Here is a 12,028-nt window from a genome sequence, read left to right as displayed (position 1 = left end):
GCTGCCGGTGCCGCGGCACCGCATCGGCCCGGTGATCCAGGCACTGCTGTTGCTGGGCAGGCAGCGCGGCGCCGCGGAACTGGCATCGCGGCTGGTCGAGCTCACGGACGCGCTGGCGGAGCTCGGCCGCGGGGGAGCGGGCCGCGGCGCCGACGGGGCGGGTGAGACGGGGGACGCCGCGTGGTGGGCCGCCCATCTGCTGGGCGAGGTGCTGCTGCGCGTGCCCGACGCGACTCCCTACCTCGCGGTGCTCGAACCGCTCGCCGAGCGGGGCGAGTTCGCGACCGCGTTCTGGCTGCGGCTGCCGCTCGGCGAGGCCGACCGGTTCGCGCTGCTGCGGCGCCTCGTCGTGCACGACGGACCACCGGGAGCCCCGGACCGCCGTCTCGACGCGGTCGCCGCACTGCTCTGCGCCGACCCCGCGGTCGTACAGCCGCACCTCGCACGGTGGTTCACCGACGAGCGCCCGCTGGACGCGGCCCCCGACGCCACCGTCGCCTCCGCCGCGCAGGCGCTGCTCCACACCCACCGCCACCGCGCCATCGACAACCTCACCGAGGCCCTGGTCGACTCCGCACACGCCCGCGCCGACGAGCTGCTCGCCGTGCTCGCCGAGGAGGAGCCCGCCGCCGTGTGCCGGGCGGTCGACCGCTGGGCCCGTGACGAGCGCCCCGCCCGACGCGTCGCGGCCGCCGCCTACGGACTGCGCGCCGCCCCGCACGCCACCACCGGCGCCGCCCGCGAGCTCCTGCGGTGCGCCGCCCGCACACTCCTTGCCCGCCCCGCCGACGACACCCTGCACGGCGCCGCCCTCGCCCTCCTCGTCCGCGACCCGCAGACCCGCCACCGGCACCTGCCGCACGCCCTGCAGCGCTTCACCGCCGGTGACCCGCAGCTGCCCGCGAGCGCCCTCGCCGCCGCCCTGACCACCCATCCCGAGCCCGTCCTCGACGCCTTCCGCACCCGTTTGCACGCCCCGGATCCGGCCACCGACGCCATCCTGTGCTGCCTGGCCGACGTGACCACGCCCGCCCTCGCGCGCCGCGTCGCCACCCTCGTCCACGACCTCGTCGAGGCCCGCCCCGAAGCGGCCGGTCCCGCCGTCACGTACATCGACCGCCGCCTCGAACACGGCCCGGACGTGCGCCCCGTCCTGTTCCCCCTGGTGGCCGGGCTCCTGCACAGCAGGCACGTGCAGGTGCGGGCGGCCCTCGCGCCCGTGCTCGCCGCGCCCGGCACCGCCGCCTCACGCGCGCTGCGCGGCGAGCTGCTCGACGTACTGCTCAGCCAGGAGCGGGACTCCGCCGTCCTGGAGGGTGTCCTGCGGGCGGTCGTCCTCGGCGTGGCGGAGTGCGGCGAGGACCGCACCCGCGAGCGCGTGCACCGCACCGGCCTGCTGCTCGTCCGCACCCCGGAGGGCGCGTCCTGCTTCGACCGTCGGCTGGTCGAACTGGCCCGCGGCCGTGCGGGCTTCGCCGCGCTCGTCACCGGCTGGATGGGCGCCGCTCCGCAGGACTGGGCCGCCCTGGTCGGCCCGAGCGCCCGCCGGGTCATCGAGAACCTCGCGGGCGGTGTCCGCGTCCCTGCCTAGGAGAGTGACCTCCCTGCCCAGGAGAGTGACCCCCGCCACTCCCTCCGGTGCGAGCCGCGAGGTGTCGGCATGGCAGTCTTAGTCCTGCGCAATCGGCAATGGGAACGTACAGATGTACGTGACGTATACGGGTTCGGCGAGGAGCAAAGAAGTGCAGCGCTGGCGTGGCTTGGAGGACATCCCCCAGGACTGGGGGCGCAGCGTCGTCACCATCGGTTCCTACGATGGCGTGCACCGCGGTCACCAGCTGATCATCGGGCGTGCCGTGGAGCATGCGCGTGAGCTCGGCGTGCCCGCCGTGGTCGTCACCTTCGACCCGCATCCCAGCGAGGTCGTGCGCCCCGGCAGCCACCCGCCGCTGCTCGCGCCGCACCACCGGCGCGCTGAGCTGATGGCCGAGCTGGGTGTGGACGCCCTGCTGATCCTGCCCTTCACCACCGAGTTCTCGAAGCTGTCGCCCGCCGAGTTCGTGGTCAAGGTCCTCGTCGACAAGCTGCACGCGCGCGTGGTCGTCGAGGGCCCGAACTTCCGCTTCGGCCACAAGGCCGCGGGGAACGTCGGCTTCCTGGCCGAGCTCGGACGTACGTACGACTACGAAGTCGACGTCATCGACCTGTACGTGAGCGGCGACGCCGGCGGCGGCGAGCCCTTCTCCTCCACGCTGACCCGGCGGCTGATCGCCGAGGGCGATGTCACCGGAGCCGCGGAGATCCTCGGCCGCCCGCACCGCGTCGAGGGCGTCGTGGTCCGCGGTGCGCAGCGCGGGCGCGAGCTGGGCTTCCCCACGGCCAACGTGGAGACGCTGCCCCACACGGCCGTCCCCGCCGACGGCGTCTACGCCGGATGGCTGCACGTCGAGGGCGAGGCGATGCCCGCGGCGATTTCCGTGGGCACGAACCCGCAGTTCGACGGGACCGAGCGGACGGTCGAGGCGTACGCGATCGACCGGGTCGGCCTCGACCTGTACGGGTTGCACGTGGCCGTGGACTTCCTGGCCTTCGTCCGTGGCCAGGCCAAGTTCGACTCGATCGAGTCGTTGCTCGTGGCCATGGCGGACGACGTCAAGCGGTGCCGCGAAATGGTCGAGGCGGCGCGGCACGCCTAGCCGCGCGCCCGGGGGCCGTGCCTCCGGTCCTGCTGCTCTCGCCGCCCCCCCACGGGGCCACTCGCCTCTTCGTCAACTCCTCGCCCTGTGCGTGCAGTCGGCCTGCTTTACGGCGCGGGCGTCGCTCGCGAGTGCGCGGCGAGGAAGTCGCCGTACCAGGCCAGGGTGTCGTCGAGGGTGGCATCGAAGGCGGTCGGCTTGATGCCGAAGGCCTCCTGGATGGCGTCGGAGTTCATGACCTGCGGTTCGGTGTGCTGGTAGAACAGCTCGGCGTACGAGTCCATGAAGGTCTGGTCGAACGGGCCGACCGGCACGGGGTCCGGCTTGATCACGAGATTCAGCGGCCGTCCGACCTTCCGCTCGATCAGCCGGAAGACGCTCCGGGTGGTCAGGGCCGGTGCGGTGGGCAGGTGCCAGACGCGGCCGTCGGCCTCGGGGTGCTCGCCGAGGGTGGCCAGTCCCGCCGCCACGTCGCGGATGTCGGTGTAGCTGTGCGGCAGGTCGATGTCCCCCAGGCCGTAGACCTCCCCGCCGGTGAGCGCGCCGGGGAAGACGGCGCCGCCGAGGGTGGAGTTGAGGACGTGGGGGCCGACGAAGTCGGCCGAGCGGCCCAGGGCGACGCGGACGCGGCCTTCCTTGTGCGCTGCCAGGTACTTCTCGTCCAGTGCGGCGCGCATCCTGCCCTTCGGGCCGAGGGCTCGCCACGGCATGTCCTCGGTCATCGTCCGTCCGCCCGTCGGCCCGTACGGGTAAAGGGTGTCGAGCACGACCAGGCGTGCGCCTTCGGCCTCGGCGGCGCCGAGCAAGGCGTCCTGAACGGCGGGCATCACCTCGACCTGGAGGTGGTAGGCCACGTTGACGCAGTGGTAGACGACGGTGGCGCCCTTGATCGCCGCCCGGGCGCCCTCGACGGTCCCCACGTCGCCCCGGACGCGGGTGACTCCCTCGGGGGCGGGGCCGGTGCCGGAGCGGTCGACGAGGTGGACCGCGTGTCCGCGGCGGGCCAGTTCCCCGGCCAGCGTCGTACCGGCCGGGCCGGCGCCGAGAACTATGTGCAGATCGGATGCGGCGGTCATGGTTCGGATCCCTTCGGTGGCGGCTGGTGTTACACACTATAACTATCGCGATGGTGTGAAGCGCAAGGGTGTTGCGGGCGCGATAGGGTGTAACCACCGCTATTGGAGGTAGCCCGCATGGCATCGACGCCGCAGACCCGCAGCCCACGGGAGCGATACCGCGACCGGACGCGCGCCGAGATCAAGGAGATCGCCGTGCGTCAGCTCGCCGCCGGAGGTGTGGAGGGCGTGGCCCTGCTGCGGATCGCCCGCGAGATCGGCATGTCCGGCCCGGCCCTGTACCGCTACTTCGCCAGCCGCGACGACCTCCTCGCCGAGCTGGTCGTCGACGCCTACGCGGCGGTCGCGGCCGAGATCCAGGCCGTCGACACCTCGGCCGGCGGGCGGACGGCACTGCACGCGCTGGCGACGGCATTCCGCGGCTGGGCCGTGGCGCAGCCGCACCTCTACCTGCTCATCCAGGGCACCCCGGTCCCGGGCTTCCACGCGCCGGACGAGACCGTGACGCACGCCCGTGCGGTCCTGGGCCCGTTCCTCCCCCTCTTCGCGGAGGGGCAGCCGCGGCGCTCCCTGGGTCCGCTCCTGGACGAGTTCAGCCGCTGGCTGCGCGACGACGCCATGGTGGCCGCCTGGGTCGAGCAGTGGACCGGGCTGCCGCCCGAGGAGTCCGCTGCTGCCGTCGCGTTGACCGGAGCGATCGCGCTCTGGCCCCAGCTGCACGGCACCGTCAGCCTGGAATCGGCCGGACAGTTCACCGGCATGGGGCACCGGCCGACGACGCTGCTCGCCGTCCAGGTCGACATACTGGCCGACTCGTTCCAACTGGCCTAGACGCTCTCCCTCGCGCCGCCCGGGGGAACGTCCGCGTATCGTGCAGTCGGACGGGATGCGGGACACACTCGGGGGGAGCGCCATGATCGGTGTCGAGGACTTGGAGGCCGCCGCGGCACGGATCGCGGGGCATGTGGTGAGCACTCCCACGCTGCCCAGTCCGGGGCTGACGGCGCTGCTCGGCGTGCCGGTCACGGTCAAGCTCGAACTGCTGCAGCGCAGCGGCTCGTTCAAGGCGCGGGGCGCCGTGGCGAAGCTGCTCACGCTCTCCGGAGAACAGCGCGCGGCCGGGGTGGTCGCCGTGTCCGGCGGCAATCACGGCATCGCCGTCGCCGAGATGTCCGCCGCCCTCGGGGTGCGGGCCACGGTGGTCATGCCGCGCGCCGCGCCGGCGCGCTCCGTGGACCTCGCCCGGGCCGCCGGTGCCGATGTCCGGCTGGCCCCGACCATGGCCGAGGCCTTCGCGCTCATGGAGCGGCTGGAGGGCGAGGGGCTCACGCTGCTCCACCCCTTCGCGGACCCGGTGGTGATCGCGGGGCAGGGCACGGTGGGGCTGGAACTCGCCGCGGACGCGGGCCCGTTGACCGACGTCCTCGTCTCCGTCGGTGGTGGAGGGCTGCTCGCAGGCGTGGCGGCGGCGCTGCGGGCGCGGCGGCCGGGGGTACGGGTGTGGGGGGTGGAGACCACCGGCGCCGACGCGATGACGCAGGCGCTGGCCCACGGCGGGCCGGTGCCCGTCGATGTGGACTCACGCATCACCACGCTCGGCGCGCCCACCGTGTCCCCGCTGACGTACGCGATGGTGCGCGACCTGGTCGACGAGGTGCTGGTCGTGCCGGAGGCGGAGGCCTTCGCCGGCGTGCGGGAGCTGGCCGAGCACGCCAAGGTCTGGGCGGAACCCGCGGCCGGCTGCCTCCTCCCGGCCGCCCGCCGAGTCCTCGCCAAGACCGGTACGGAGACCCGCCTCGGCCTCGTGATCTGCGGCGGCAACGCCACCGTGGACGACGTCACCGCCTACGCGTAGACCGCCCGAGGGCGTCACCTGTCCCCAGCCGGGGTGAGGCCCCGAGCCGCGCACGTACGCGCAGGTATGCGCAGGTCCGGCAGCCGCTAGCGCACCTGCGCCCAGTGACAGGCGACCTGCGTCCCGCTCCCGCCGGACAGCACGGCCAGATCCTCCCCGCGGCAGCGGTCCGCCACCCCCGCACGCTCCGCCTCGCCGGAGGCGAGCACCTGGCAGCGGGCGTGGAACCGGCAGCCGCCGGGGATGCGGGAGGGGTCCGGGGGCTCGCCGGTGAGGACGACCGGGTCTCCGGGTGCCTCGGGCAGGACGGACAGCAGGGCCTGCGTATAGGGGTGCTGAGGTGCCGTCAGTACCTCCTCCACCGTGCCCGTCTCCACGATCCGGCCCAGGTACATCACCGCGACGCGGTCCGCGATGTTCCAGGCGAGGCCCAGGTCGTGCGTCACCACCAGCGCGGACAGGCCCAGTTCGTCGCGCAGCCGGAGCAGGAGCGCGAGGATCTCGCCGCGCACGGACGCGTCGAGGGAGGCCACCGGCTCGTCGGCGACGATGAGTTCGGGTTCGAGGACCAGCGCGCCCGCGATGACGACGCGCTGGCGCTGACCGCCCGACAGCTCGTGCGGATAGCGCAGGAAGAACCGCTCCGGCGGGCGCAGACCGGCCCGGGAGAGGGCCCCGGCGACCGCTTCCCGCTCGTCACCCGCGTACCCGTGGATGCGCAGCCCCTCCGCCACGGCGTCGTACACCGTGTGCCGCGGGTTGAGCGAGCCGCTGGGGTCCTGCAGGACCAGCTGGACCCGCTTGCGGTACGCCTTGAGGGCGCGGCCCGAGTAGTCCAGCGGCTTGCCGCCGAACGTGACCTTGCCCGACGTCGGCGGCACCAGGCCCAGCAGCGAACGGGCCAGCGTCGTCTTGCCGCACCCCGACTCGCCGACCAGGGCGACGATCTCGCCGCCCTTGATGTCGAGGTCGACGCCGTCCACGGCGCGCGCGGTCGGCCCGCCGCGACGGCCGGGGAAGGCGATGTGCAGGCCGTCGGCGGTCAGCAGCGCGCCGTCGTCGGTTCCCGGAGCGGTCGTGGCTGGTTCCTGCGTGCTCATGCGCGGTTCCTCTTCACGGGGGCTCTCGGTCACGGGGTGCGCTCCGCCGTCGTGGGCGCCGACGTGGGCTGTGCGGGCAGCGGCGCGCCCGCGTGGACGCACGCCGCGCGGTGGTGTGGTCCGGCGTCCCGCAGGACCTGGTCCTCCGTGGTGCAGGAGTCGAGGGCGACCGGACACCGGAGGTGGAACGTACAGCCCGTGGGAAGCGCGGACGGGTCGGGCGGATCGCCCGGCAGGCCGCGCGGGGCGAACCGCGACGTGATGTCGCCGATCCGCGGGAAGGCCGCCGACAGGGCCTTTCCGTAGGGGTGCCGGGCGTTCTCGTAGACCTCGGCGGCCGGGCCCTCCTCGACGACGCGGCCCGCGTACATCACCGCGAGCCGGTCGCAGGTGTCGGAGAGCACCGCCAGGTCGTGGCTGATCATCATGAGGCCGAGGTCCTGCTCGGCCACCAGCTGCTCGATCAGGCGCAGGATCTGGGCCTGGATCATCACGTCGAGCGCGGTGGTCGGCTCGTCGGCGATGATCAGCCGCGGGTCGCAGGCGAGCGCCATCGCGATCATCACGCGCTGGCGCTGACCGCCGGACAGCTCGTGCGGATAGGCCTCCGCGCGGGCGGCGGGCAGTCCCACGTGTTCGAGGAGCTCGCCGACCTTGGTCCTCGAGCCCGCCTGCGTCGCCTTCTTGTGCAGCAGGATCGGCTCGGCGATCTGGTCGCCGATGCGGTGCACGGCGTTCAGCGAGTGCATCGCGCCCTGGAAGACGATCGAGGCGCCGGCCCAGCGAACCGCGCGGACCCGCCCCCACTTCATGGTGAGGACGTCCTCGCCGTCGAGCAGGATCTCGCCGGACACCTTGGTGCCCGCGGGAAGCAGCCGCAGCAGGGCGAGCGCGAGCGTGGACTTGCCGCAGCCCGACTCGCCCGCCACGCCCAGCTTTTGGCCCGCGTCGACGTGGAGGTTCACGCCGCGGACCGCGGCGGCCCCGTTGGCGTACGTCACTTCGAGCTCGCGCACGTCCAGGAGGCGCTGCGTGCTCGTCTGGGTCTTGTCGGTCAACGGGAGGCCCCCAGCCTGGGGTTGAGCACGGATTCCACGGCACGGCCGCACAGCGTGAACGCCAGCGCGACGACGGCGATGGCGAGACCGGGCGGGGCGAGGTACCACCAGTGGCCGGCGCTGACCGCGCCCGCCTCGCGCGCGTCCTGCAGGAGGCCGCCCCAGGAGACGTTCGTCGGATCGCCGAGGCCGAGGAACGCGAGTGTGGCCTCGGTGAGGATGGCGCCGGAGATGACCAGCGTGGTCTGCGCGAGGACGAGCGGCATGACGTTGGGCAGGACGTGCCGGGCCATGATGTGGCCGTGGCCGCCGCCGAGGGCCTGCGCCCGCTCGATGTAGGGGCGCGACTCCACGGCGAGGGTCTGGGCCCTGACCAGGCGTGCCGTGGTCGGCCAGGTCGTCACGCCGATCGCCAGGATGATCGTCCAGATGGAGCCGGACATCACCGCGGCGAGCGCGATGGCGAGCACGAGCGTCGGCATCACCAGGAACCAGTCGGTGATGCGCATGATCACGGTGGCGTACCAGCCCTTGAAGTGCCCGGCGGTGATCCCGACGAGCGTGCCGATGGCCACCGAGAGCACGGCGGCGAGCAGCCCCACGGTCAGCGACATGCGCGCGCCCCACACCAGCAGGCCCAGCAGATCGCGCCCGAACTGGTCCGTCCCCAGCGGGAACTCACCGCTCGGCGACTCCATCGGCTGCCCCGGCGCCTCGGTCACGCTCTGCGCGTCGGAGCCGACGAGCAGCGGCGCGAAGACCGCGGCGAGGGCGATCAGGACGAGCACGGCGAGGCCGACGAGCCCGGCGCGGTGCGTGCGGTACTCGCGCCAGAAGCGCGCGGCGGAGTGCCTGCGCCGGGTCCAGGCGAGGGACCGCGCGCTCTTGGCGGCGGACGCGGCCGGAGCGGCCGACGCCGGATCGGACGGTGCCGGACCGGCCGGGTCGGCCGGTGTCGGGTCGGTCGGTGCGGATTCGGTCGTCATCGGCCCACCCGGGGATCGAGCAGCGGATAGATCACGTCGGCCAGGGTGTTCATCAGGATCACCGCGACGGAGAAGACGAAGAACAGCCCCTGCACCAGTGGCAGGTCGGGCACGCTCAGCGCCTGGTAGAAGAGCCCGCCGAGGCCCGGCCAGGAGAACACGGTCTCGACGAGGATGGCGCCCGCCACGACCGTGCCGAGGTTGACGAACATCAGCGTGACGGTCGGCAGCAGCGCGTTCGGGACGGCGTGCCGACGCCGCACGAGGTCGTCCCTGAGCCCCTTGGCGCGCGCGGTCGTCAGATAGTCGCTGCCCATCTCGTCGAGCAGCGAGGACCGCATGACGAGCAGCGTCTGCGCGTATCCGACGGCGACCAGGGTGATGACGGGCAGCACCATGTGGTGCGCGACGTCGATGACGTACGCGAAGCCGGTCTCGCCCCCGGACTCCAGGCCGCCGGTCGGGAACATCCCGGGAATCGGCCCGATGCCCACCGAGAAGGTGATGATCAGCAGCAGCCCGAGCCAGAACGACGGCACGGAGTACAGCGTCAGGGCGAGCCCGGTGTTGAAGCGGTCGCCGAGCTTGCCGTTGCGCCAGGCCGTGCGGGTGCCGAGCCAGATGCCGATGAGCGTGTAGAGGACGTACGCCGTTCCGGTGAGCAGGAGGGTCGCCGGGAGGGCATCCGTGATCTTCTCCATCACGGGGGCGTGGAACTGGTACGACGTGCCGAAGTCGCCGCTCAGCACATTGCCGGTGTAGTCCCAGAACTGGGCCATGACCGACTTGTCGAGTCCGAACTCCTTCCGCATCGCGGCGAGTTGCTCGGCCGAGACGCGCTTGCCGCCCGTCATCTGCTTGACGGGGTCGCCGGGGATCAGCCGGAACAGGAAGAAGCTGGTGACGAGCACGGCGAACAGCGACACGACCGCGCCGCCGATCTTGCCCGCCACATAGAGGAGGTAGGCGCGGGTGTTGCGGGCCCGGGGCCCGCGGGCCGACGCCGCCCCGGCCCGAGCCGGGTCGCCGTCGGCCCCGGGGCCCTTGGGGCCCTCGGTGTCGAGCAGTGCGGGATTGCTGTCAGCGGTCATGCGTTACTCGCGGTCCTCTGCGGTAGAACGGCGGCGCAGGGCGAACAGGACTCCGCCGCCCACGAGCACCACCGCGGCAGCGGCGATACCGATGATGACACCGGTCGAGCTGCCGTCCTTGGAGGAACTCTTCCCATCCGCGGGCACGGCCGACCACCAGCTCCAATATCCGTCCTGGCCGTAGATGTTGCCCGCGGCCGTCGGCATGGTGGTGATGGACTTGATCTGGTCGGTGCGGTAGGCCTCGACGGCGTTCGGGTACAGGAGGACGTTCATGTACCCGGAGTCGTACAGCCAGGACTCCATCTGCTTCACGATGTCGGCACGCTTGCCCGGGTCGTACTCGGCGAGCTGCTTGTCGTACAGGCCGTCGAACTTCTTGTCGCAGATGAAGTTGTCCGTGGCGGCGCTCTCCTTGGCCTTCTTCGGGAGCGCGGAGCAGGTGTGGATGCCGAGCACGAAGTCGGGGTCGGGGTTGACGGACCACCCGTCGAAGGCGAGGTCGTACTCGCCCGCGTACCAGGGCACGGACACGTCGTCGAGGCACTCGACCTTGAGCCCGATGCCGAGATCCCCCCACCACTCCTTCAGGTACTTCCCCACGGCCTTGTCGTTGGGGTCGGTGGCGTGGCAGAGGATGCGGAAGTCCAGCGGCTTGCCGTCCTTGCCGACGCGCTTGCCGTCGCCGTTCTTCTTGTAGCCCGCCTCGTCGAGGAGCGCGGCGGCCCGCTTCGGGTCGTACTTCATCTCCTGGTCCGCCGACGGCTTCCAGGCGTACTCGGAGAAGCGCGGCGGAATGTACCCCGCGCCCTCGACGGCATGGCCCTGGAAGACCTTCTCGACGAGCGCCTCGCGGTTCACGGAGAGGAAGAGCGCCTGGCGGACCTTCTTGTCCAGGAGCGCCGGGTGACCGTCACCGAACTTCTTGCCGTCGAGGGTCTTGGCGCCCGGATTGGTGGCGAGGGCGAAGAAGCGCCGCCCCGGCCCCTCGTTCACCTTGATGTTGTCCTCGTTCTTGAGGGACTCGGCCTGCGCGGGCGTGAGCGCGGGCTGCCCGGCCACGAACGAGACCTCGCCCTTCCTGAGGGCGGAGACTGCGGCGTCCTGGTCCTTGTACGTCTTGAAGACCAGCTCGTCGAACTTGGCGGGACCGCGCCAGAAGTCCTTGTTGGCCTTCAACTTCACATACTGGTCGACCTTGTAGTCCGTCAGGGTGAACGGGCCGTTGCCGACGACGGGGAAGTCCTTGTCGTTGTTGAACTTCGAGATGTCGTCGACCTTCTCCCAGACGTGCTTGGGGACGATCGGCACGTCGAGGGCGGCCATCGTGGCCTGCGGCTTCTTCAGCTCGATGACCAGCTTGGTGGGGCTGGGCGCGGTCACCTTCTTGAAGTTGGTGACGAAGTTCGAGTTCGCGGTGGCGGTGCCCTCCTTGGACATCACCTTGTTGAACGTCCACGCCGCGTCCTCGGCGGTGGCCTGCTTGCCGTCCGACCACTTGGAGTCGCCCCGGATGGTGTACGTCCAGGTCAGCTTGTCGGCGGAAGGCTCCCACTTGGTGGCGAACCCCGGGATCGCCTTGTTGTCCTTCGCGTCGTAGTTCGTCAGGTACTCGTACGTCAGCCGGTGGATGCTGGTGCTGAGCAGCCGCTGGGCGAGGAACGGGCTGAGCGAGTCGACGCTCTGTGCCACGGCGACGGTGAGGACCTTCTTGCCGTCGTCGGCCTTGGCCTGCGCCTGTTGCGGGGCCGGGTTGAGCGGCGTGGCGAGACCGGCCGTCAGAGTGAACGCGGCGGCCCCACCGGCGAGCACGAGCCGCAGTCGGCCGCGGGGTCGGTGACTGGCTCGCGGACGGGGTCGCGGACGGGGTCGGGGACGGGGGTGGTGCGGTGTAGCTGTCCTGGGTACTGCTGATCTGCCGTGCTGATCTTGTGTGTCCATGGGTCGGTGACCTCGCGTCATCGCTCGCGCAGGGATGGCTGGTTGCACATTGGTCGATCAAGGAACGTCAGCTGGTTGCTGTGTGTTTACCAGCGCCAGTCTGCGCGCGTCAACGGCGTGTGAACCCCATGTGGCCTGCGGAAATAACGAGTTGACCGGTATTCCGCCCGCATTGGTCGAGACCAGTGACGAGTGGCTGGTGAGGGGGTGATGGTGGGGGAGAGG

Annotated in this window: 9 protein-coding genes and 1 pseudogene; 4 read left to right on the top strand and 6 right to left on the bottom strand. The window is 71.8% G+C overall.

The features are described 5' to 3' along the window. Window positions 1–1,591, top strand: a pseudogene (locus tag AOK03_RS04160) (serine protease); the annotation flags it as partial. 151 nt (window positions 1,592–1,742) lie between these two features. After that, window positions 1,743–2,696: a bifunctional riboflavin kinase/FAD synthetase gene (locus tag AOK03_RS04155; protein ID WP_055563766.1), complete on the top strand. Its 954-nt coding sequence runs from the start codon at window positions 1,743–1,745 to the stop codon at window positions 2,694–2,696. A 107-nt stretch (window positions 2,697–2,803) separates the two neighbouring features. On the opposite strand, the gene AOK03_RS04150 is transcribed toward AOK03_RS04155, so the two are convergent. Further along, window positions 2,804–3,772 carry an NAD-dependent epimerase/dehydratase family protein gene (locus tag AOK03_RS04150; protein ID WP_055563765.1) on the bottom strand — a complete coding sequence of 323 codons (969 nt, stop codon included), beginning with the start codon at window positions 3,770–3,772 and terminating at the stop codon, window positions 2,804–2,806. Between the two features lie 117 nt (window positions 3,773–3,889). Here AOK03_RS04150 and AOK03_RS04145 point away from each other — a divergent pair, with 117 nt between their 5' ends. Continuing rightward, the gene (locus AOK03_RS04145; protein WP_055563764.1) at window positions 3,890–4,603 is read left to right on the top strand and encodes a TetR/AcrR family transcriptional regulator; all 714 of its coding nucleotides are present in this window, start codon (window positions 3,890–3,892) and stop codon (window positions 4,601–4,603) included. Between the two features lie 82 nt (window positions 4,604–4,685). After that, window positions 4,686–5,627 carry a pyridoxal-phosphate dependent enzyme gene (locus AOK03_RS04140; RefSeq protein ID WP_055563763.1) on the top strand — a complete coding sequence of 314 codons (942 nt, stop codon included), beginning with the start codon at window positions 4,686–4,688 and terminating at the stop codon, window positions 5,625–5,627. 86 nt (window positions 5,628–5,713) lie between these two features. On the opposite strand, the gene AOK03_RS04135 is transcribed toward AOK03_RS04140, so the two are convergent. From AOK03_RS04135 to AOK03_RS04115, 5 genes are read right to left on the bottom strand one after another with little or no spacing between them, the layout of a single operon-like run. Then, entirely contained in the window at window positions 5,714–6,727 is a 1,014-nt protein-coding gene (locus tag AOK03_RS04135) for an ABC transporter ATP-binding protein (protein WP_055563762.1), read from the bottom strand. A 29-nt stretch (window positions 6,728–6,756) separates the two neighbouring features. Continuing rightward, the gene (locus AOK03_RS04130; protein WP_055563761.1) at window positions 6,757–7,785 is read right to left on the bottom strand and encodes an ABC transporter ATP-binding protein; all 1,029 of its coding nucleotides are present in this window, start codon (window positions 7,783–7,785) and stop codon (window positions 6,757–6,759) included. Beyond that, window positions 7,782–8,771: an ABC transporter permease gene (locus tag AOK03_RS04125; protein WP_055563760.1), complete on the bottom strand. Its 990-nt coding sequence runs from the start codon at window positions 8,769–8,771 to the stop codon at window positions 7,782–7,784. The genes AOK03_RS04130 and AOK03_RS04125 overlap by 4 nt, the downstream gene beginning before the upstream one ends. Further along, a complete protein-coding gene (locus tag AOK03_RS04120) occupies window positions 8,768–9,862 on the bottom strand; it encodes an ABC transporter permease (protein ID WP_055563759.1) in 1,095 nt (364 codons plus the stop codon). Before AOK03_RS04120 ends, AOK03_RS04125 begins: the two co-directional genes overlap by 4 nt. A gap of 3 nt (window positions 9,863–9,865) precedes the next feature. Continuing rightward, on the bottom strand, window positions 9,866–11,803 hold the full coding sequence (locus tag AOK03_RS04115) for an ABC transporter substrate-binding protein (protein ID WP_079074463.1): 1,938 nt from the start codon (window positions 11,801–11,803) through the stop codon (window positions 9,866–9,868). Between the last annotated feature and the right edge of the window lie 225 nt (window positions 11,804–12,028).

It is taken from the genome of Streptomyces atriruber, from assembly GCF_001418325.1.
Taxonomy (GTDB): domain Bacteria; phylum Actinomycetota; class Actinomycetes; order Streptomycetales; family Streptomycetaceae; genus Streptomyces; species Streptomyces atriruber.
This window is presented reverse-complemented; position numbering and strand designations above follow the sequence as displayed.